The 20,736-nt window shown below is 61.1% G+C and carries 17 protein-coding genes; 5 read left to right on the top strand and 12 right to left on the bottom strand.

Going from position 1 to position 20,736, the window contains the following annotated elements; all coding sequences use genetic code 11:
- The first annotated feature begins 1 nt into the window (after position 1).
- Entirely contained in the window at positions 2-1,540 is a 1,539-nt protein-coding gene (locus ACJO2E_RS10800; RefSeq protein ID WP_406963879.1) for a hypothetical protein, read from the top strand.
- 30 nt (positions 1,541-1,570) lie between these two features.
- Here the strand turns inward: ACJO2E_RS10800 and gloA are convergent, their stop codons facing one another.
- A complete protein-coding gene (gloA, locus tag ACJO2E_RS10795; RefSeq protein ID WP_406963878.1) occupies positions 1,571-2,119 on the bottom strand; it encodes a lactoylglutathione lyase in 549 nt (182 codons plus the stop codon).
- A 214-nt stretch (positions 2,120-2,333) separates the two neighbouring features.
- On the opposite strand from gloA, the gene ACJO2E_RS10790 reads away from it, so the two are divergent.
- The 4 genes from ACJO2E_RS10790 (at position 2,334) to ACJO2E_RS10775 (ending at position 7,521) form a co-directional block, all read left to right on the top strand.
- Positions 2,334-3,374: a lysylphosphatidylglycerol synthase transmembrane domain-containing protein gene (locus tag ACJO2E_RS10790; RefSeq protein ID WP_406963877.1), complete on the top strand. Its 1,041-nt coding sequence runs from the start codon at positions 2,334-2,336 to the stop codon at positions 3,372-3,374.
- Positions 3,371-5,620 carry a glycosyltransferase gene (locus ACJO2E_RS10785; RefSeq protein ID WP_406963876.1) on the top strand — a complete coding sequence of 750 codons (2,250 nt, stop codon included), beginning with the start codon at positions 3,371-3,373 and terminating at the stop codon, positions 5,618-5,620. The genes ACJO2E_RS10790 and ACJO2E_RS10785 overlap by 4 nt, the downstream gene beginning before the upstream one ends.
- 96 nt (positions 5,621-5,716) lie before the next feature.
- The gene (locus ACJO2E_RS10780) at positions 5,717-6,652 is read left to right on the top strand and encodes a YbgA family protein (protein ID WP_406963875.1); all 936 of its coding nucleotides are present in this window, start codon (positions 5,717-5,719) and stop codon (positions 6,650-6,652) included.
- 155 nt (positions 6,653-6,807) lie between these two features.
- Entirely contained in the window at positions 6,808-7,521 is a 714-nt protein-coding gene (locus tag ACJO2E_RS10775) for a substrate-binding periplasmic protein (RefSeq protein ID WP_406963874.1), read from the top strand.
- A gap of 28 nt (positions 7,522-7,549) precedes the next feature.
- On the opposite strand, the gene ACJO2E_RS10770 is transcribed toward ACJO2E_RS10775, so the two are convergent.
- The 11 genes from ACJO2E_RS10770 to glnE form a co-directional block, all read right to left on the bottom strand.
- Positions 7,550-8,281 (bottom strand): DUF481 domain-containing protein, encoded by a 732-nt coding sequence (locus ACJO2E_RS10770; protein WP_406963873.1) that lies wholly within the window; start codon positions 8,279-8,281, stop codon positions 7,550-7,552.
- 95 nt (positions 8,282-8,376) lie between these two features.
- A complete protein-coding gene (gene trhO / locus ACJO2E_RS10765) occupies positions 8,377-9,375 on the bottom strand; it encodes an oxygen-dependent tRNA uridine(34) hydroxylase TrhO (RefSeq protein WP_406963872.1) in 999 nt (332 codons plus the stop codon).
- 150 nt (positions 9,376-9,525) lie between these two features.
- Positions 9,526-10,251 carry a DsbA family protein gene (locus ACJO2E_RS10760; protein ID WP_406963871.1) on the bottom strand — a complete coding sequence of 242 codons (726 nt, stop codon included), beginning with the start codon at positions 10,249-10,251 and terminating at the stop codon, positions 9,526-9,528.
- Between the two features lie 135 nt (positions 10,252-10,386).
- Positions 10,387-11,859, bottom strand: a complete 1,473-nt coding sequence (locus ACJO2E_RS10755) for a DUF5666 domain-containing protein (RefSeq protein ID WP_406963870.1) — start codon at positions 11,857-11,859, stop codon at positions 10,387-10,389.
- Between the two features lie 166 nt (positions 11,860-12,025).
- Positions 12,026-12,886 (bottom strand): DUF6502 family protein, encoded by an 861-nt coding sequence (locus ACJO2E_RS10750; RefSeq protein WP_406963869.1) that lies wholly within the window; start codon positions 12,884-12,886, stop codon positions 12,026-12,028.
- A 76-nt stretch (positions 12,887-12,962) separates the two neighbouring features.
- Positions 12,963-14,441 (bottom strand): DUF5666 domain-containing protein, encoded by a 1,479-nt coding sequence (locus tag ACJO2E_RS10745; protein ID WP_406963868.1) that lies wholly within the window; start codon positions 14,439-14,441, stop codon positions 12,963-12,965.
- Positions 14,442-14,831: 390 nt separating this feature from the next.
- On the bottom strand, positions 14,832-15,173 hold the full coding sequence (locus ACJO2E_RS10740; protein ID WP_406963867.1) for a chaperone modulator CbpM: 342 nt from the start codon (positions 15,171-15,173) through the stop codon (positions 14,832-14,834).
- Positions 15,174-15,185: 12 nt separating this feature from the next.
- Complete coding sequence (locus ACJO2E_RS10735; protein ID WP_406963866.1) at positions 15,186-16,136, bottom strand: DnaJ C-terminal domain-containing protein; 951 nt, start codon at positions 16,134-16,136, stop codon at positions 15,186-15,188.
- Positions 16,137-16,305: 169 nt separating this feature from the next.
- On the bottom strand, positions 16,306-16,710 hold the full coding sequence (locus tag ACJO2E_RS10730; RefSeq protein WP_406963865.1) for a DUF6165 family protein: 405 nt from the start codon (positions 16,708-16,710) through the stop codon (positions 16,306-16,308).
- A gap of 89 nt (positions 16,711-16,799) precedes the next feature.
- Positions 16,800-17,726, bottom strand: a complete 927-nt coding sequence (locus tag ACJO2E_RS10725; RefSeq protein WP_406963864.1) for a branched-chain amino acid transaminase — start codon at positions 17,724-17,726, stop codon at positions 16,800-16,802.
- 77 nt (positions 17,727-17,803) lie between these two features.
- On the bottom strand, positions 17,804-20,716 hold the full coding sequence (gene glnE / locus ACJO2E_RS10720; RefSeq protein ID WP_406963863.1) for a bifunctional [glutamate--ammonia ligase]-adenylyl-L-tyrosine phosphorylase/[glutamate--ammonia-ligase] adenylyltransferase: 2,913 nt from the start codon (positions 20,714-20,716) through the stop codon (positions 17,804-17,806).
- Positions 20,717-20,736 lie beyond the last annotated feature (20 nt).

Here is a 20,736-nt window from a genome sequence, read left to right as displayed (position 1 = left end):
CATGCAGTCCGGACCAGAGCAGGACCCTGAAGGCATCGCCTTCCCCCGGGACCCATCCAGTGGCCGCCGCAGCACGTCCGAGGCGTCGCGGCATATCCTTGCGGCGGCGGCCGGCGCCGTATCGGATGAGGCTGCCGAGGCTATCCGGCAGACCCGGAACTGGCGCAAGGGTTATGTGGATCATTTCCGTCGTCTGGTGGAGCTGGGCCTGACCAGCCCCGAGGCGGCGGTCGCCATTGCCCGGGCGGCACTGGACGCCACCCGGCGGGAGTTCGTCTTCCATAGTGCCGACGGTGATCTGGGTATCAATGCCGCCGTGGCTCAGCCACAGGATGAACTGACAACCCTGACCATTGACGGACGCAGCACCGAGGGGCCAGCCCCGTGGGCCGTGCCGGTGGATGGCGAGTGGCTGTCCGGCGACCGCCTGCGGGTACAACTGGAACGCTGGGTATTCCGGGGCGTGATGGAACCGTCCGCCGCCGATGCCCTGCACCGGTGCCTGGACAACCCGGACTGGTTTGACCTGTCGGACCGTACCTTTGCCCTGCTCGGGGCCGCTTCCGAGGCGGGCCCCCTGGGCTGGCTGGCCCGCTGGCGGGCGCGCCTGGTGGCTATTGATGTGCCCGCTGCCGGGCCCTGGAACCGTATCCTGCGGAAAGTCCGCCAGGGCAACGGCGTACTCCACGCCCCCGTCGCCGCCAACGCCAGGGTGAGAGCACAGGACCTGCACGATAGCTGGCAGGAGGGCCTCGGGGCCAACCTGCTGACCCAGGCCCCGGCCATCACCCGCTGGCTGGCCGGCTTCGGGACGCCGCTGGATGTGGGTTGCCTGGCCTACCTGGATGGCGAGAAGCACACCCGGGTATCAGTGGCCATGGATACCATTGCCGATGCGCTACAGCGGGACAACCCTGATACCACCATTGCCTATATGGCCACGCCGACAGACAGCTTCGCGGTGCCGGACTCCGTGGCGGGCCGGGTCATGACCGCCTGGCAGGAACGCTCCGTACTGAAAAAGGCCGTGCAATGGCCCCTGGGTCGCCACGCCTTTGCTCCGGGCATCACCCGGAAGTACGAGTGCAGCAACGGTAAGCGCTACGGCATTGTCGACAGCACCATCACCCAGCAGGGGCCCAACTACGCCCTGGCGAAACGGCTCCAGCAATGGCGGGCCACGGTGTCCCGTGCCGACGGGCGTCATGCGGTGATGAATATCGCGCCGTCCACCACCACCCGCTCCGTGACCAGCAACCCCGCCCTGGCGGCGGGCTTTGCGGGAGCAGACCTGTTCAATGTGGAAGTCTTCGCGCCGGAAACCACCAATGCCCTGATGGCGGCGCTGTGGGTGCATGAGCTGAGGTACGGGAAGGCGGCGTCCAGGCCGGAAACCACCCTGGACCATCCGTTCGAACTGTTCATGGACAACGCCATCCATGGCGGCCTGTGGTCGGTGCCCTACCTGCCGCGCACGGTGCTGCCCTTCGCGGCGGCGGCCGGATTCATGCGACAGCACCTGCCGGGCCACAAGCGATAAGGGCGACGGCGAAGGGGCTCCTGGCGCGGTTCAGCTGCCCTTGCGCTGGCGCTCCATCATGTCCGGTTGCAGGATCTCGATCCAGTAGCCATCCGGGTCCCGGATGAAGGCGAGGCCCTTCATCTTGCCGTCGTCCGGACGCTTGACGAAATCAACCCCCAGCTTCTCGAAGCGCTCACAGGCGGCATAGACATCCGGCACGGCGACGCCAATGTGGCCAAAGCCCTGGGGCTCGTCATTGCCGTTGTGATAACGGAAGTCATCGTCGTCCTCGGTACCCCAGTTGTGGGTCAGCTCCAGCATCGCCTCGCGGCCAAAGGTGAAGGTGGTCCGGTGACCGTCGTCCCCCGGCACCATCTGTGCCTGGCGGTCATCCAGGTAACCCAGGAAGTACAGCGTGAACTCCATTTCCGGAAAATCCAGCTTCCGCACCAGGCGCATGCCCATGACACGGGTGTAGAAATCCATCGACGCTTCGGGGTTGCGGATGCGCATCATGGTCTGGTTGAAGACATAGCCTTCGGTCTCCGGTACCAGCTCGTCGTGCAGACCGGGCGCCTGTTCAAAATGTCGGGGCATGGGTGGCTCCAATTGGGCGGTGGGTTTCAGTTATCCATTATACCTGCGTTTGCAACCGGCGGATTTCAAGGGCGCCGGGCTGATTCGCTGGCCACTGCCATCCAGGCAAGGCTACACTGTGCGCTGTTTTTTTCGATGGAACCGCTGACAGGGTCGCAGGCCCGGGCTGTCGCCCGCAGGATGATCCCAGCGACTCCCCAATGGATCCGGAACCATGGCGAACCCACAACAACCTTCCACCTCCGGCCGGCGCCTGCTTGTCTTTTCCGTACTGTTCCTGGCACTGACCGGCGTGGGACTGCGGGTGGTCTACCAGCAGTTCGCCGACCGCAGCCTGACCTTTGACTGGCGGCTGTTCTCTCCCTGGACCCTGGCCACGGTAGGGGGCCTGTTGCTGGTCTACTTCGCCAGCGACGGCCTGCGCCTCTATTTTACCCTGCGGGCCCTGGGCTACCGGGTCCGCATAAGGGCCATCGCCCGCCTGGTGTTTATCAACATCTTCTTTTCCAACGTCACGCCCATGGCCACCGGCGGGGGCTTTGCCCAGATCTGGTACCTGCAACGGGAGGGCGTGCCCCTGGGCTTTGCCACGGCGGCGACCACCATACGCACGGTGCTGGCGGTCGCGTTCATTTTCTCACTGGCGCCGGTTTTCCTGATGACCCTGCCGGCCCTGAAGCACCAGCCCCTGCTGGGCCAGATCAGTTGGATACTGTCGCTGCTGATCGTGCTCTACCTGGGGTTCTTCGCGGTGGTGCTGTTCCGCACCCGCTGGCTGATCCGGCCACTGACCGGGGCACTGAGTCTGCTGGACCGGTGGCACCTGATCAGCCCGGCCAGGCATCGGCGCTGGCAGTTCAGGGCCCGGCGGGAAATGATGCGTTTCTCCCGGAGCTTCGGTTACTACCTGAAGGGAGACCGTCGCTGGGTCTGGCTGTCGGTGCTGTGCACCGCGGTGTTCCTGCTGAGCCTGTTCAGTTTCCCCTGGCTGCTGATGACCGGGCTGGACTACGATGTGTCGTGGTTGAACTCTCTGGGCCTGCTGGTGGTCACCACCTTTATCATGTATTTCTCACCCACGCCGGGGGCATCGGGCATCTCGGAGGGGGTATTCGGCAGCTTCTTCCGGGATATTCTCAGCGGTAATCACCTGGTACTGGTGACTATCGCCTGGCGGGTGGTCACCATCTACCTGGGCATGCTGATCGGACTGGTGCTGTTGCAGAGGGATCTGGCGAGGAGTCACAGGAAATGATCCGCAATCCACTGAAGTGGCTGTTCTACCTCAATATCACGGTGGTGGCTCTGCTGCTGGGGTACAAGGCCTACCTGAACTACTTCCTGCCGGAATTCGAGGGGGTCCACACCCAGCAACTGGAAGCCATCCACCGCGCCGTTGACGACAGTGACCGGTTCCGGGTCGCGGTGGTGGGCAACATCAATAACTCCGTCGGCATGTTTGAGAAGCGCATCATTCCGCGCATCAACACCAGTGACGCCAGTTTCCTGATCTCAGCCGGCAACGCCGTGAACAACGGTGGCGAGGACAAGTACCAGGCGCTCTATGGCACCCTGGGACAACTGGAGATCCCCTACCTGCTGACCTTTGGCGAGAATGAACACAGCACCTTTGGCAGCTACCGGTTCTACGAACATTTCGGCCCCCACTATTTCAGCTTCCGGGTGGCCGACACCCGGTTCATTTTCCTGGACAGCACCGGCAAGACGCCCTGGCGCTGGCAGGTACGCTGGCTGACGGACCTGCTGGAGGAGGACAGCTCGAAACACCGGATGGTGTTCGTGGGCCACCCGCTGTTCCAGGTGGACGACACCCTGCTGTTCGATGACGAGGATGACTACCTGCACCCGGAAGCCTTCCGGGAGGCCCTGCTGGATCTGTTCCGCAAACACCGGGTGGATACGGTGTTCTCGGCCAACATCGCCACCTGGTCCGAAACCGAGGTGGACGGCACCCGCTTTATCACCACCGGCGGTGCCGGCGGCCTGGTGCTCAACACCGACAACAGCTTCTACCACTACCTGATGGTGACCGTGTCGGATGAGGGGGTCAGCACCGAACTGGAGTTGATCGATACCCGCCAGCACCCGCTGCTGAAGCACCTGGAGGGGATCTGGTTCTTTATCTATTCCCTGTTCTACACCGGCTTCCTGAATTTCGTGCTGATTGTCAGCGTGCTGACGATCCTCGCCATCAAGCTCTACACAGTGGTGTTCCGGGGTCGGGACTACTACCCCAACTATGACCTGGACCCGACCCCGTTCCTGGACAGGCCGCTGAAGGTCACCATGTTCACCAACAACTACCTGCCGTTTATTGGTGGCGTTCCCATTTCCATCGACCGCCTGCGTCGCGGCCTGACCACCCTGGGAGATAAGGTGCAGGTGGTGGCGCCCGCCTACCAGGACCAGCCGGACCAGGAAGAACGGGTGCTGCGGGTACCGTCACTCCTGTCCATGGGGGCGCGCAGCGAGTTCCGCATGGCCAATATCTTTCTGGCGCGGATCCGTCGGGGGGTGCGCGAATTCCGGCCGGACGTGATCCACCTGCACCACCCCTTCTGGCTGGGTTCCCTTGGCCTGTTCATGGCCCGTGTGCTCAACGTGCCGGCGGTATACACCTACCACACGCGCCTGGAGCATTACGCCCACTTTGTACCACTACCGGGCCTGCTGTTCCGCAACCTGATTTCCCATGCGCTGATCAAGCGCTTTGCCAGCCGCTGTGACGGGGTAATCGTGCCCACCTACTCCACCGAGGAATACCTCCGCATGATCGGGGTGAAGACCCCGACCTATGTCCAGCCCACCGGTATCGAGTACGACCGGTTCCGGCAGGTGGGCCCGGAGGACATCGACGCCCTCCGGCAGCGGCTTGAACTGCCTGCGGAGACGAAGATCTTTATCAGCGTGGCCCGGCTGTCCAACGAGAAGAACATCGATTTCATGATCGATGCCCTGGCCGGGCTGCGCCAGCAGTCCGATACGCCCTTCCACTTCCTGATGATTGGCGACGGCCACCAGCGTGACCGTCTGCAGGAACGTATCCGGGAGCTGGATATGGATGACTGCATCACCCTGGTGGGCGCCGTGCCGCCGGACGAGATGGCGGTCTGGTACCGGCTGGGGGATGCCTTCCTGTTTGCCTCCAAATCGGAGACCCAGGGCATGGTTATCCTGGAGGCCATGGCCGCCGGCCTGCCGGTGGTGGCGGTACGGTCCAGTGGTATCGACGATGTCATCCAGCACGGTTTCAACGGCTACAAGACCCCGGAACGTCATGACCTCTGGTGTGAGCGGGTCAGGCAACTGCTGGACGATGATGACCTCAGGCAGACACTCTCCGACAATGCCCTGGCCTTTGCCCGGGACTATTCGGTGGAGAATTTCGCCGGCAACGTCCGGGAAATCTACGCCACCCTGCTGGCCACCCGGCTCGACCAGGATAAACAGCGACGATTCCGTCGCGGATCCGGGGCCTGACAAAGGCTGACTCTGGCGCAGTGGTGATCGACCCGCGGTCGGTGCTCGTATATCGTTGGATATAGGTGATCCCATGATTCCGCAGAGCGCGTAGATATGAGCAAGATTCCCGTCGGCATCAGCACCTGTCTGCTTGGCAGGGAGGTCCGCCATGATGGCGGTCACAAGCATTCCCGCTACTGCACCCAGGTGCTGTCACGCTACTTTGATTTCCGTTCCATCTGCCCCGAGCTGGAAGCCGGTCTGGGAGTCCCCCGCCCCGCCATCCACCTGCGGGAAGTCGATGACGGCCTGAAGCTGGTGGAGGTGAAGGGCGGTGAAGACCATACCGCGGCCGTGCGTGCCTTTATCGATCAGGTCATGCCCGCCCTGGGGGACCTGAGGGGCTATATCCTGATGGCCAAGTCTCCCTCCTGCGGCATGGAGCGAATCAAGGTTCACAACGCCGACGGCAATGTCACCCGCCGGGATGGTCGTGGTATGTTCGCGGAAGCCCTGATCCGGGAATATCCGCTGATGCCGGTGGAGGAAGAGGGCCGCCTCAACGACGACCAGCTGCGGGAGAATTTCATTGAACGGGTCTTCGCTTACGATGACTGGATGCAGAACGTGGCCGGTGACCGGCTGACGCCACAGGCGCTGATCGAATTCCATACCCGTCATAAGTTCCAGTTACTGGCCCACTCCGAGAAGATCTACCGCCAGCTTGGCCCCATGCTGGGGGACCTGAAATCCGAGCCCCTGGTGGATATTGCAGGTCGCTACATCCACCGGTTCATGGCGGCCATGACCCAACGGGTCAGCCGGGGTTCCCATGTGAATGCCATGCAGCACCTGATGGGCTACCTGAGGGACGTGGAACGCAGGGTGCTGCTGGAGCAGATCGATGCCTACCACCGGGGAGAAGTGCCCCTTATCGTGCCCATGACCCTGTTGCGCATGGCCCAGCGCCGGGAACCCATCGATTACCTCAGCCGCCAGCATTACCTGTCGCCATACCCGGATGACCTTGGCCTGAGGAACCGAATCTAGGACAACTCTGGTGGCAGAGAGCCCCGCCTGGGCTATAGTGCAAGAATCGGGATGTGAGTGACACACCCCATTGAGCACACCCGGTCATCCCCCAAACCAATAACAAGGCTCCAGTACCAACCATGCGCCACTGTGTCATTGTCCTCATGTTACTGATGTGGGCACACACCGCTGTCAGTGACGACGTCCCGGACAAGCTGACCTTTAACATCAGCACCGGGGGGTACCCGCCCTTCACCATTGTCCACGAGAACGGCACTGTCTCGGGTATCTTCTGGGACGCTCTTGTAATCATCACCCAACGGCTGGACATACGGCTGGATTCGATCGAGATACCGCCCAAACGCAGTGACAACCTGCTTCGGGAAGGCTACTCGGACGTCACCATGCGGGCCATCGAGTGGACCACCAACCCGGATGAGTTTGTCTTCTCCGACCCGGTGATGATGACCCGTGATGCCATTTTCGTGCATGACGAGAGTCCCCACACCATTAAGGACATCAGCGACCTGCAGGGCACGTTACTGACCCGCCTGGGCTTCAGATACCCCTGGCTGACAGAACGCCTGGACACAGGCGAGGTGACAACCATACCAGTGCAGAAACAGCGCCCCCTGTTCAAGCGCCTGTACCACGGCGGCAACCGCTTCACGGGGGCCATCAGCAACGCGCACGCCGGCTACTGGGTGCTGAAGAACCATCCCTCCTGGGACGATCACATCAGCGAGGCGCCCATTCGCCTGGACGAGGTTGCCTACCGCCTGATGTTCCCACCCCGCCACGCGGAGCTGGTTCCCCTCGTCAACCGAGAGCTGGCCAGGATGCGTGAGTCCGGGGAGCTGGCGGAGATTATCGAGACCTATCAGTGAGGCAATCGGAATCGGGAGGAATCCGGACTCAGAACCCGTAAAGAATGGAAACAGACGTCTCGGTATCGGTGCTCTCGGAATCCTGTGGCGGATCAGACACATGAGTGACACGGTAGGCGATTTTCAGGGACAGGTCCCCAACCACACTGGCCTGAACAGAGGTTTCCGATTCGGTGATCGCGTTATTGTGCTTGAGACCAAACTCGGTACTGAGTTTCTGACGGAACAGAGCATTCTCTGACAGGGAGAAATCAAGCTGCCCGGCCAGTCGGCCAATCACCTCATCCTCGTACTGTTCGCCATCCTCATCCGGCTCGGCAAGCCGGTTGTAACGGTAACCAGCACCCGCAGACAGGTCCAGGAAAGACAACTCGTCCAGTTGCCAGACCCGATGACCATAACCGGCGGTAGACGAGGAACGGAAATCATAGCCTGAAAACCGGTCATCCTCGTAATACCCGCGCAGGAAAAAGAAGCTGTTTTCCGAGAACTTGAGGTTGGTTTCCGCCTCGCCCCGATACCGCTCAGCGGTGGTTTCATCCTCGGCTTCGGTATACGCCGAACGCACCTCAATCAAATTGCGCCAGCGTTCACCGTCCTCCTTGAGCGCCAGCCGGCCTTTGAGGTTGGTTTCCTCGGTATTGCCCGTGGTGACAAGCACTCCGAGTTCCGCCTCACCTTCCCAGCCTGCTTCCTGGCCGAAAGCGACCAGGGGGACTGTCGCCAGGGTCAGGATGCTTACCCCTCTGATCAGCTTCATGAATGCTCCGTTTCAGGATTGTGTGCCTGCCGGCGCAACTCGGCTCTCAACGCTCTCAGTGGCTCAGTAGATCAGCGAATTAACCGCACGGTACACTAGGCCTCCCCCTGCATACTGAGGGCGGCTTGACGCTCACGCTCCGCCCTCTTGCGGGCCTTGCGCTCGGCAATGGTGCGCGCGGCTTCGCCGCCAACATGGGCCTCACCACGTTCCCGGGCCAGTTGAATCTGCCGTTCACGTTCGGCAAAGCGGGCCCGCTGCTCATCGGTCAGGCTATCAATGCACTGGTGGCAGCTTACGCCCTGCTCGTATTCCGGCCGCTGCTTATCCTGCTCTGTAATCGGGCGACGGCAGGCATGGCACTGGTCATACTCGCCCCGTTCAAGACGGTGATTGACGGTGACCCGGTCATCAAAGACAAAGCACTCCCCTTGCCACAGGCTGTTCTCTTCCGGCACTTCCTCCAGGTATTTCAGGATGCCGCCCTTGAGGTGGTAGACCTCTTCGAACCCCTGCTCCTTGAGGAAGGCCGTGGATTTCTCGCAACGGATACCGCCGGTACAGAACATGGCCACCTTGCGGTGCTTTTCCGGGTCCAGGTTCTGCTTTACATAGTCGGGAAACTCCCGAAAGGTATCGGTGGCGGGATTGACTGCATTGCGGAAGGTGCCGATTTCCACCTCGTACTGGTTGCGGGTGTCGATCAGCAGTACCTCCGGGTCGGCAATCAGATCATTCCACTGATCCGGTTCCACGTAGGTCCCCACAGTGCGCCTGGGATCGATGCCTTCAACACCCATGGTGACGATCTCTTTCTTGAGCTTCACCTTGGTGCGTTTGAAGGGCTGGATGTCCACGAATGACTCCTTGTAATCGATACCATCAAAACGCGAGTCCTTTTCCAGCCACGCCTTGATGGCGTCAATGCCGTCCCGGCTACCGGCTATGGTGCCATTTATGCCTTCACGGGCCAGCAGCAGGGTGCCGTGTACGTCTTTCTCCAGCATCCGATCCAGCAATGGCTGGCGGAGCTGGCGGTAATCGTTCAGGACTGCGAACTTGTAGAGTGCGCAGACAACAACAGTCTGGGTCATGGTTTCTCCTTGCGGGCCGGAGCGTAAATCCGGAGCAATAAACAACAACGAGACCAGGGCCGGGCCCCGGTCTCGTCAACGGCGGGCAAATTCTAACCAATCGCGAAATGAAGGCCAACGGCCATGGAGCAATGGTAATTCAGTGCTCACTCAGTCCTCGCCCAGCTCCCGCTCCACCACGGCGGACAACTGGCCCCAGTGCGGGCGGTTCAGGGGGATATTATCCACCAGTACCGTGGGCGTACTGGCAATCTTCAGTTGCATGGCCACCTGCCGGCTGTCCTCGATGGCTTCCCGGTGCAGGTCCGACTCCAGGCAGCGGCCAAAGCGGCGGGTATCCAGCCCTATGTCGCTGGCGTATCCAGAGAACATCTCACCGGGGTTGTCGCTGGTTTCCCAACGGGTCTGCTCCGCAAACAGGCGGTCGTGCATGGCCCAGTACTGGTCCTGGTCGCCGGCACAGCGGGCCGCCATGGCCGCCTTTACCGAATGGGTGTGCTGCGGCAGCGGCAGATCGAAGAACACAAACCGTACCTGGCCAGACTCGACGTACTGCTCTTTCAGCTTCTGGCTGGCTTCGGCAAAACGGGCACAGGCCGGGCACTGATAGTCGGCAAACTCCCGCACCACCACGTCGGCATCTTCCGGACCAACGGCGATACCAAAACGGTCCAGTTCAGCCGGAAATGGCGGGGTATCCTCCGACACCTGCGGCAGGCTGTCCGAGTCCGGCGTCGGCGGTTGTGTCAGTTGATACAGTGCAGCAACCACGGCCACCACGATGATCAACAGCCCAACATATATAACGGGTTTGCTGGAACGTTTCCGGGGCGACGATGATGCCCCACTCCCCTGACGGCGCTTGGCTTCACCCATGGGCGACCTCCTGATATCGGTAGCAGACGAACGGTGAGTTGTTCAGAAGCGCTATTGTGAGGCGTTTGGCAAAGGCGAACAACAGTCCTTTACCAGGCTCCTCACGGAAAACGCACCAGTCGCCAACGGCGATCCTCAGTCGTCGTTATCGCTTTCCGTGTCATCCTCACTCTCGCTTTCAATTTCCTCCGCAATATACTCGCCATTCACTTCCCTATATTCCACTTCGACCCTTTCGCCCTCCAGGTCTTCAAAGGCAAGGCCTTCAAACCCGGTACTGGCATCAACCCGGATCACGACTCCCAGCACGGTCAGACTTCTGGCACCGGGCTCATCAGTCAGCGCGGTGATCCGGCCTTCAAGCTCATATCCGGAGTCATCCGCCCCGCTCTCGCACTCGATTTCCAGTGCCTCCAGATAACCTCCGTCTGTAGAGCGCTGGATACCTGCGACTTCCAACTGGATACGGCCAACGTGTTCGGGCCCGAACCGGACCGGACAGGCCTCATCATCCTCATCGCCTCCACGGATGGTGAAGGGGGTCAGGCGAATCTCGATTCCGCCTGCCTGGAGCACATCACTGTCGATGCCATCGAGTCGCCCCTCGAATTCCGCATCCGCGTCCCGGTACTCGATGTCATCGGCCCTCAGCGTGAGCACGCCATTGTCATTGATATAGTCGCCCTCTACCTGCAGCAGTACACCCTGATTGATGTCCGATGGCATCAGATCACCAAACTCCGTGCCTGCGTGGGTAGCAACCGGAATACCGTTCAGGGCGAAGCTTCCACTATCACGTTCCCCGGCAGCAAAGGCCCGGGTCACCACACCGGCGATCTGCACATCTTCATTCAGCGATACGTCCAGGAAGGCCGTTGCGCCACCGTTACAGATACGATTCACGGTGAACGGGGCTCCGCTGACATACTCACCCTCCACATCCACTGGCGCTCCGTCAGCAAGCTGCAGTTGGTCACAGACCGCGCCCGACAGGATCTGTAATTCCAGTCCACCCACAAAGAAACGTTGATTGGGCTCTTCGCCGGTGACAGAAAGGCTGCCCTCGAGCTCCGCTCCGGTGTCCTCCGCTGCAACAGGCCCCACATAACTTGCCCGGAAACGACCATCGGCCTGCAACCAGCCACTGATACGCAGAGTCTGGCCAACGCTGACCATTGCCAGGTCCGCCAGCGTGGTCTGTGTCAATGCATCAAGATTCACCTCGAAACCCATGACCTCAATGCGCCCCTGCCGGGTTGTCTCGTCCCAGGGCTGAGGAATCCCTGTTACCGGCCCGCGCAGCGTGTCGTCGTAGCGGACGGACTCAGCTTCACCTTCGCCGTCATCCTGCCATTCACCACGGATCTGCAGGATCATGCCTCTTTCCAGGTCGCCTTCGGTGGAGACACCGGCTTCTCCCAGGAAGTCGTCCATGCCCAGGTTCTCCGTCACAAACCGGATACCGTTGACAATAACGCTACCAAAACCGGACACCGGCCCGACACTCGAACCGGTTCCGCGGATACCGCCGTCGGCGATGCTTCCACCGCCCCCACCCGCGCCGCCACAACTGGCCAACAACACCGTCAGCGACAGCAGTAACATCATGGAAACTCTTGCAAGCAAACGACCAGTCATGGGTTCCTGTCCTTGTTTGTACCCCGGCTGACGCTTTCCGGGGGATATCAGTATGGCAACGCCAGAAAACACCGTCGGGGCCGATGTCGACCACCGTCGTTGCGACGGACCATCAACGAAACCAACGGTTTCGTGTTCATGATGGTACCTCTCCGTCCGGTTCATTCTGGATAGGATCTTCAAAATAGAACACACTGATGCCGGTACGCACGGACGTCAGCTCCTCCCCGTGCCGACCACTCACATCCCGGTCACGAGGCCCCAGCCAGCCATCAAGCTGCTCCAGGAACTGCTGGGCTTCATGGCCCGCCAACTTGCGCCACTGCGCGATGAACTCCGGTGGAACATTGTTATAACTCAGCGTCCGCTGGAAAAGCGGTGATCGTCCCTGCCTGGCACTCACCAGGTTGTAATCGATGGTTGATATCAGATCGGATACATCTTCGCCGAAGATATGGAGCATCTCGGCATCATCCCCTGCAGGTACATAGGCGCGCTTGCGAAGTACCAGTTCTGCAGGGCCCCCGGCACTCTGGCTGACCACCCCCACCCGCAACAACTCATCCAGGACGGCCTTTGGTGTCATATCACCGCTGTACAGACGCACCAGTTCACTGAAACTGGCGCCCCCCTCGAACGGCAGTACTGCCGGGCCGCCTTCCACGTCCTGAAAACGGGTATCGTGCACCCAGCCGGCAACCACCCGGGAGGCTCGATTGCCCTGGCGACTCTCCCTCGGCTGCAGTGGCCGGCCGGAAAGCATTTCCCGCTGCCGTTTAACCTCCTTGCGGGTCAGGCCGGTGAGTACCGCAGCCCGGGAGTCGGTCATTTTCCTGCGCTGGTCCCTGAAATCTTCCAATGCGGCCTCCACATACGCCCGGCGCATCAGCTCGGCAAAATCGCCAAACGGAATACCATTACGAAGAAGCAGACGGGCCAGTGGCCGGAGGATCCGGTATAGGGCCCGGTGCAGGGGAGTCGGGGTATGATCGGTCATATTTGGGATTGTATTCCCATGGCAGGGGGGACTACCAGTGAGGGGCCGTGACCGGCCCCTCAATTACCCGCTTACCTCAGTCGTCATCGTCATCTTCGATGTCGATCTCAGTGATGACGTAGCTGTCGACGGATCCCTCGAAGTCGATCTCGACCAGGGTACCCACGGAGATCCCACTAAAGCTGGCATTCCCCCGGTTCAGGGTTAGGCCCATGATGCTGAGGGTGTCGCTGGAAATCCCGTCCACCCGGCCTTTCACTTCGAAGTCGCTGTCGTCGTCATCATCACGCTCGATCTTGAAGGCTTCCAGGAAACTACCGGAGCCGTCAGACTGCTGGCGCCCTTCGATTTCCACATACTGTCCCTGCACCAGGGACTCAAGGTCCTGGGTGCGTCTGCGGGCATCATCGTCATCATCGTCTTTAATCAGGGAATTGGCGGTGATGGCCACGGTCACACCGGACACCTGCATCCTGTCCTCCGCGAGATTGACGGAATCAATCACACCCTCCAGTTCCGCATCGCCGTCCCGGGGCTCAATTTCTTCGGCCTCAAGCAGGCCACCGCGATACTTGCCCTCCACCTTCACAAACAGGCCATCGGCCAGTTGGCTCTCGCGGAGACCATCGTCAAACTCGGTATCGCCAGTAACCTGAACGGTCACACCATTGAGCGTAAACCGACGGGCGCTCGCATCGTAATCACCCGCAATCGCGCCGGACACTTCCACATCATCATCGTCTTCGAACCCGTCGTCGTCCCCTTCGATCTCCCGGGCCATCAACACGCCTTCACTAAGGTAGCCCTCGACTTCCACGATCAGGCCGTTGCGAAGATCGTCAGCCCCGTCCAGGTCGTCATCAAATTCAGCCAACCCATAGTCCACCTGTAAACCATTGATGGTGAAGGTGCGGGTATCACGGTCCAGATCAGCGATGACACCCTCGACCTCTGTCTCGAGCTCATCATCGTCGGTGAAACGGTCGCCGATCGGGCGGATACCCACGAAGCTTGCCCGGAAACTGCCGTCCCCCTGACGCCAGGCGCTGACACGGACGCGGTAGTTCCCCGGTGCCCCGGACACGGTGGCGAGATCAGCGCCACTCCTGATCACGGTACGCCCATCCAGAACCACGGTCTGGCCAGCCACGGTCAACGACCCGGTATTCTCGACATCGTCCCAGCTAAACGTCGTCAGGGCACCGCGAAGGGTGTCGTCGTACTCCACACTGCGGGCCCGACCTTCATTCCGGTCATCGTCCCAGTCAGCCTTCACCAGAAGGATCATGCCTTTTTCCAGTTCGTTTTCCAGGGTGAGGCCGTCATCGCTGGTAATGCTGCCGCCGAGGTCGTCGGTATTGAAATAGGTACCGTTGACGTAAACGCTGCCAAAACCGGATACCGGCCCTACGCTGGTGCCACTGGCCGAAGCGCTGTCATCACCGGAGCCACTGCCCGAACCGGATCCACCCCCTCCGCCGCAGGCGGCCAGAGAGCCCGCGAGCGCTCCGATCATCAGGGCCTTTACTGCCATTGTCAGCTTGTTGCGTTCCATGACTCTCTCCACCGGTCTCAAGGTTTTTTTGCCTACCAGGCAGTACCGCCGAACCCGCCTCACATGTTGGGATTATTTTCCCAGACTTTATTGGGATTTTATTCCCAAAAACCAAGATGTCCAGCCATGAACATGAACCTTTTGTGAATCTGGTATTCCCGGCGCTGTAACGTACTGAACACACAAACCATCGGACAGAACGACGCTGGGACTGCTGAAAGCCGGTCGAGAAAAACAGAGAAAGGCGAGAGCACTCACCAGGGCCCGGAGACCCAGAGGAGAGGAATTGACGGGGCACTCGATGCCACGGAAGAAAGAGGAGAATGCTATAGACAGATACAGGTACTGGAGAACAACTGACGGGGCCCACACCGGGCCCCGGGGCATCGGTCAGTGCGACACAAAGCCGTGCAACAGGCGATTCAGACGGTCCACTTCCCGGCGCATGTCCTGGAGTTCGTCCAGCAGATCCAGTGACATGGCAAGCCCGGGCAGGTTGATCTTCAGGTCCCGCTGCAGCCGCTGGGCCTTGCGCAGACGGGCCAAAGCCTGCAGATCAAAGGCCCAGTCACGGGCATCGCGACTTTCCTCCACCGGCGCGATGATGCCGTAACTCACCAGCTTGATCACGAACTCGGCATGGCATTCGCCACGCTCGCAGAATTCCCGCAGGGTGAAGGTGCCTTCCGCATCTTCAAGCTCAACGCTCACAATCGTTTCCGTGGTGTTCATCCTGCCCCCCTGTCACACGTGCAGTTTCTGGCGTGGATTGAAGTGGCTCTCCACTTCGGCCAACTGCTCATACAGTGACCGCGCTTCAGCACTGTGTTGCTCTGGCATGACCACCTGCAGCACCACAATCTGGTCCCCCGGATGCTTGCCGGGCAGGCCCTTGCCCTTGAGCCGCAGCTTACGCCCGCTGTTTGAGCCCTGTGGAACCTTGAGACTTACCTTGCCACCAACCGTAGGCACGGTCACCGTGGCACCAAGTGCGGCTTCCCATGGTGCCACCGGCACGGTGATGACCAGGTCCCGACCCTCCACGGTAAAGTGCGGGTGAGGTGCCAGTTCCACCTCAATAAACAGGTCGCCATCCGGACCACCACCGATGCCGGGCGAGCCCTGCCCCTTGAGCCGGATATGCTGGCCATCCTTCACCCCCGCCGGGATCTTCACCTTCAGGTTTTTCGGGCGGGCCACCACCCGACCGTGATCATCCAGTTCATGGACAGTATATCGCAGCTGCTTTTCACAGCCATGGAAGGCTTCCTCCAGAAACAGTGCCATCCGGGCATGGACATCTTCCCCCCGGCTGCGCATGGTCTGTTGGAAGCCACCGCCGAAGCCACGATTACCTCCGAAGATTTCCTCGAAGAAGTCACTGAACTGTCGGGCATCGGCGTCGGTGTAACCACCCCCACCGAAGCCGGATGCACTCTGCCAGCCGGGCGGTGGCTCAAAGGACCCGTCGCCCCGGGCGCCGACCTTGCGCAGCTCGTCGTATTCGGCCCGTTTTTCCGGATCCTTGAGCACTTCGTAGGCTTCGCCCACGTCCTTGAACCTGGCGTCCGCATCCGATTCCTTGCTGACATCCGGGTGATACTTCCGGGCCAGCTTACGGTAGGCCTTCTTGATGTCCTCCGGGGTGGCAGACTCACTTACCCCGAGTACGGCATAGTAGTCCTTGAAGTCCATGTAACCCCTCGCTTGTGGTCAGATACGGTTTCCACAGTTCTATATTTGACGCAAACGGAGAAATTACAAGGCGGTACAGGAAGGGAAATTGACGGGGATCAGGTCCGCCCATGGACAGGGCGAAGGCCCCTTGCCGGCGACGGGACATGGGCAAGGGGCAAAAGGTGCATTACTTCCTGGCGGTGTAGTCCTGGTAGGACTTCTCTTCCACGAAACGGGAACCCAGGGCCAGGTTGACGTCCTTTTTGATAGCGGCGCGTTTGTCGTTGGTCACATAGACCGCACGGGCCAGTTCAATAAAACGGTCACCGAAGTCCTGCGCCGCCTCCTGGTCGCGGATATCATCCTCGATCTCCCAGAGCTGCTCATTCACCGACTTGAGCTGGGCGCGCAGATCAGCAATGGCGGACTGGTCCGGCACCGCTTCATTCCAGGTGGCGGCCAGCTCGTCCAGTTCCAGCCGCACGTTCCTGACCTTGGCCTCATCCTGGATACGTTCGGATTTGATTTCCAGGATGGTGATCTTGTCCAGCACTTCCCCGAAGGACACGGGAACCTTGATAACGTCTGCCATGATGATTTTCCTGTCGAATCAGGTTGGAAACCATAAAGCCGCCGCGCTGTTGACCAGCAGACGGCGGCTTGTGTGTCACGCTGGCGCGATCAGCCTTCGACGGGTGTCAGCCAGTCACTGTGCTCTGGCAGCTTGCCCTTGACGGCATCGAAGTACCGGCTCTGCAGCTTCTCGGTCAGCGGACCGCGCTTGCCTTCGCCGATGACCCGGCCGTCCAGTTCGCGGATAGGCAATACTTCCGCCGCGGTGCCGGTGAAGAAGGCTTCCTCGGCGATGTAGACTTCATCCCGGGTGATGCGACGCTCCTTCACCGGAATGCCCTCATCCTTGCAGAAGTCGAGGATGGTCTGCCGGGTGATGCCTTCCAGGCATGACGTCAGTTCCGGAGTGTGCAGCACACCATCACGGTAGATGAAGATGTTCTCGCCGGAGCCTTCCGCCACGTAGCCTTCGTTATCCAGTAGCAGGGCTTCTTCCGCGCCGCCGGAAATGGCTTCGTTCAGGGCCAGCATGGAATTGATGTAGTTGCCGTTGGCCTTCGCCTTGCACATGGTGATGTTGACGTGGTGCCGGGTGTAGGACGACGTGCGTACCTTGATACCCAGTTCCTTGGCCTCCGGCGACATGTAGGAGGGCCAGCTCCAGGCGGCCACCATCACGTGCACCTGCAGATTGTCGGCACGCAGACCCATGCCTTCGGAACCCAGGAACACCATCGGACGGATATAGGCCTCGTCCAGGTTGTTTTCCCGCACTGCGCGGCGCTGGGCTTCGTTGAGCTGCGCCTTGGTGAAGGGCATCTTCATGTTCAGGATATGGGCGGAGCGGAACAGGCGATCGGTGTGCTCCTCCAGCCGGAAAATGGCGGGCCCCCGGTCAGTGCTGTAGGCGCGCACGCCCTCGAAACAGCCCAGACCATAGTGGAGGGTATGGGTGAGGACATGGGTCTTGGCATCGCGCCAGGGAACCATCTCTCCATCCAGCCAGATCAGGCCATCACGATCTGCCATCGACATTGTTGCTGCTCCTGGAAAAGGTTTTTCGGAAAAACGGCAGTTTATCAGGAAAAATCCCCGAACAGAAGTGTAGGATGCTAACCATAACAGCCATCCAGCATCACCTGCTGCCACATGTGCCGCACATAGTCCCGCTCCTGCGGGAACGCATCCCCCGCCACCTGACTGTTGAGATTCTGCAGGGCCCGCCGGTGGATGGTGGAACGCAGGGTAATGAAGGTTTCCCGCAATTTTTCGGTATCTTCCCCTGGCAGGACGCCGGCACGGCCCAGCTCTTCAAGCTGGCGGATATTATCGGACCACTGGGTCAGTTCCGGATGGGCCTCGCTGCAGGCCAGCATCAGGTACTGCACCAGAAACTCTATATCCACCAGGCCACCGGTGTCGTGCTTGATGTGAAAAACGTCGTTCCGTTTCGATTCCGGGGTGCCCAGGCTGGTCCGCATCTTTTCACGCATCTCCACCACATCGTTGCGCAACCGGTCCTGGTCACGGTGCTGGCAGAGGATGTCGTGGCGCAGACTTTCGAAGGCCTCCAGCGTGCGCGGGCAACCGGCTACGCCCCGGGCCCGGGCCAGGGCCTGGTGCTCCCAGGTCCAGGCGTCGTTGCGCTGGTATTTCTCGAAGGCCGGCAGGGTACTCACCAGCAGGCCCGAGTTGCCGGATGGCCGCAGGCGCATGTCCACCTCGTAGAGCTGCCCGGAGGGCGTCTGGGTGTTGAGGATATGCACAATCCGCTGCCCCAGGCGGGTGTAGAACACGGCATTGTCGATGGGCTTGTCGCCATCGGTGGACAGCTCCGGATCGGCATCGTGCACGAACACCAGGTCCAGGTCCGAGGTATAGCCCAGCTCGAGCCCGCCCAGCTTGCCATAGCCAATAATGGCAAAATCCTTGTCGCAGGCGGAACCATCCGACCGCAACGGGTAACCGTGACGGCTCACCAGGTTGGCGAAGGCCACATCCACCACATGGTCGAGCACCACCTCGGCAATCCACGTCAGGTAATCACTCACTTTCATCAGCGGCAGGGTACCGCGCAGCTCCGAAGCCGCCACCCGCAGGATATGGGCTTTCTTGAAATGCCGCAGGGATTCCATCTGCTCTTCCAGGTCCTCATAGGGAATCCGCAGCATCTGCTGGCGCAGGTCATCCTCCAGTTCCGCCTTGGCCGGCGGGTGGTAGAGGCTTTCCGCGTTCAGCAGCTCGTCCAGCAGCAGCGGTGTTTCCGCGAGCTGGCGGGCAATCCAGGGGCTTTCGCTGCACAGGCGTACCAGTTGGGCCCGGGCTCCGGGGTTTTCCAGTAGCAGCACCATGTAGGCGGTACGACGCAGGATGGCTTCCACCAGTTGCAGCACCCGGGACAGGGTTTCCGACGGCTGTTCCACATGGCCAAGGGCCTCCAGCAGTACCGGCATGAACTGGTTGAGGCGCCGCCGCCCCTGGGTTTGCATGATCTGGACGGTGCGACTGTCGCGCAGCTCGTCCAGCAGGGCGAGACTGGCCTTAGGGTCCTCGAACTGGTGGCTGTCGAGCCACTGAATGGCGGCCTGTTCGTCCATTTCCGCCAACCAGAGTTCGTGCCAGCCCTCGTCCAGGTCGGAGGCTTCCTCGTCGTCCTCGTCCAGGGCAATGATATCCGCGAAATGGCGGGAGACCCGGGCCCGGTGCTGGTCGAGGGCCTCCAGGCACGATGCCCAGTCCGTAAAGCCCATGATCAGTGCCACCCGGGCCTGCCCCAGCTCATCGTCCGGCAGTAGCTGGGTCTGCTTGTCCTCCATGCCCTGGAGGGCATGCTCCAGGTTTCGCAGGAACACATAGGCCTCCCGCAGCTCAGCCACCACCGGCGAGGGCAGCAGTTCCAGTGCCTCCAGTTCCCGGAGGATGGCCAGCAGTTCCCGCTGCTGCAGCTCCCGGTCACGACCACCACGGATGAGCTGGAACGCCTGCACCACGAACTCGATCTCGCGGATACCACCGCCACCCAGCTTGATGTTGTTCTCCAGCCCCTGGCGCCGAACCTCGCGGTTGATCATGGCCTTCATGGAGCGCAGCGATTCGAAGGCGCTGAAGTCGATGTACTTGCGGTAGACAAAGGGGCGCAGGCTCTCCATCAGCACCCTGCCCGCGTCGGAATCGCCGGCCACCACCCGGGCCTTGACCATGGCATAACGCTCCCACTCACGGCCCTGATCCTGGTAGTAGGTCTCCAGGGCGGCAAAACTCAGGGCCAGGGCGCCACTCTGGCCATAGGGGCGCAGGCGCATATCCACCCGGAACACGAAGCCATCGGCGGTGATCTGGTCCAGGGCCTGGATCAGCTTCTGCCCCAGGCGGATAAAGAACTGCTGGTTGTCCAGGGAGCGACGCCCCCCCCGGGTCTCCCCCTTGCCCGGGAAGGCAAAGATCAGGTCGATGTCCGAGGAGATATTGAGCTCATGTCCGCCCAGCTTACCCATCCCCAGCACGATCAGGGGCTGCGGCGCTTCCTCGCCGGTCACCGGGTCGACGCCATAGGGGGTGCCCAGTTCCTCGCAGGCGCGGGGATACAGCCAGTCCAGCGCCGCCTGGATACCGATATCGGCAAAGTCACTGGCCGCCGCCACGGTTTCGTGATAGTCCGCCAGCTTCATGGCGTCCCGCCAGATCATGCGGAACTGGCTTTCCCGACGGAAACGCCGCAGGGCCCGATGCAACGAGGGCTCGTCGGTGACGTCGGCCAGGTATTGCTGCCAGCGTTGCCGCAGGCTGTCCTCCGTGGTCGGCTGGTTCAGGGGGTGCGCTTCCACCGCTTCGCGGACCAGATCACCGTGGCGTTGCAGGGTCTCCCTCAGGAACGGGCTGCGGGCCATGGCCCCGGCCAGGTCCGACTCCCCCAGGCCGACGGACTCGTCGGCCCAGGCAGGCACGCCCTCTGGAAACACATGCCGCCAGGCGCCGGACACCTCGTCCGCCAGTATCGCCGGCAGACCGCTCCACGGCTCTGTCATAACGCAACCCCCTGTATCTC

Origin of the sequence: Marinobacter shunpengi, from assembly GCF_045449695.1 — a bacterium.
Lineage (GTDB): Bacteria > Pseudomonadota > Gammaproteobacteria > Pseudomonadales > Oleiphilaceae > Marinobacter.
Note: the sequence above shows the minus strand (reverse complement) of the source record. Positions and strands in the feature narration are given on the sequence as shown.

Coding starts and splice junctions, on each gene's coding strand:
- gloA (WP_406963878.1), bottom strand. CDS start 2,119: ATGCCCCGACATTTTGAACAGGCGCCCGGTCTGCACGACGAGCTGGTA.
- ACJO2E_RS10790 (WP_406963877.1), top strand. CDS start 2,334: ATGGCGAACCCACAACAACCTTCCACCTCCGGCCGGCGCCTGCTTGTC.
- ACJO2E_RS10785 (WP_406963876.1), top strand. CDS start 3,371: ATGATCCGCAATCCACTGAAGTGGCTGTTCTACCTCAATATCACGGTG.
- ACJO2E_RS10755 (WP_406963870.1), bottom strand. CDS start 11,859: ATGATGTTACTGCTGTCGCTGACGGTGTTGTTGGCCAGTTGTGGCGGC.
- ACJO2E_RS10745 (WP_406963868.1), bottom strand. CDS start 14,441: ATGGAACGCAACAAGCTGACAATGGCAGTAAAGGCCCTGATGATCGGA.
- ACJO2E_RS10740 (WP_406963867.1), bottom strand. CDS start 15,173: ATGAACACCACGGAAACGATTGTGAGCGTTGAGCTTGAAGATGCGGAA.
- ACJO2E_RS10770 (WP_406963873.1), bottom strand. CDS start 8,281: ATGAAGCTGATCAGAGGGGTAAGCATCCTGACCCTGGCGACAGTCCCC.
- ACJO2E_RS10725 (WP_406963864.1), bottom strand. CDS start 17,726: ATGTCGATGGCAGATCGTGATGGCCTGATCTGGCTGGATGGAGAGATG.
- ACJO2E_RS10780 (WP_406963875.1), top strand. CDS start 5,717: ATGAGCAAGATTCCCGTCGGCATCAGCACCTGTCTGCTTGGCAGGGAG.
- glnE (WP_406963863.1), bottom strand. CDS start 20,716: ATGACAGAGCCGTGGAGCGGTCTGCCGGCGATACTGGCGGACGAGGTG.
- ACJO2E_RS10800 (WP_406963879.1), top strand. CDS start 2: ATGCAGTCCGGACCAGAGCAGGACCCTGAAGGCATCGCCTTCCCCCGG.
- ACJO2E_RS10750 (WP_406963869.1), bottom strand. CDS start 12,886: ATGACCGATCATACCCCGACTCCCCTGCACCGGGCCCTATACCGGATC.
- ACJO2E_RS10760 (WP_406963871.1), bottom strand. CDS start 10,251: ATGGGTGAAGCCAAGCGCCGTCAGGGGAGTGGGGCATCATCGTCGCCC.
- trhO (WP_406963872.1), bottom strand. CDS start 9,375: ATGACCCAGACTGTTGTTGTCTGCGCACTCTACAAGTTCGCAGTCCTG.
- ACJO2E_RS10730 (WP_406963865.1), bottom strand. CDS start 16,710: ATGGCAGACGTTATCAAGGTTCCCGTGTCCTTCGGGGAAGTGCTGGAC.
- ACJO2E_RS10775 (WP_406963874.1), top strand. CDS start 6,808: ATGTGGGCACACACCGCTGTCAGTGACGACGTCCCGGACAAGCTGACC.
- ACJO2E_RS10735 (WP_406963866.1), bottom strand. CDS start 16,136: ATGGACTTCAAGGACTACTATGCCGTACTCGGGGTAAGTGAGTCTGCC.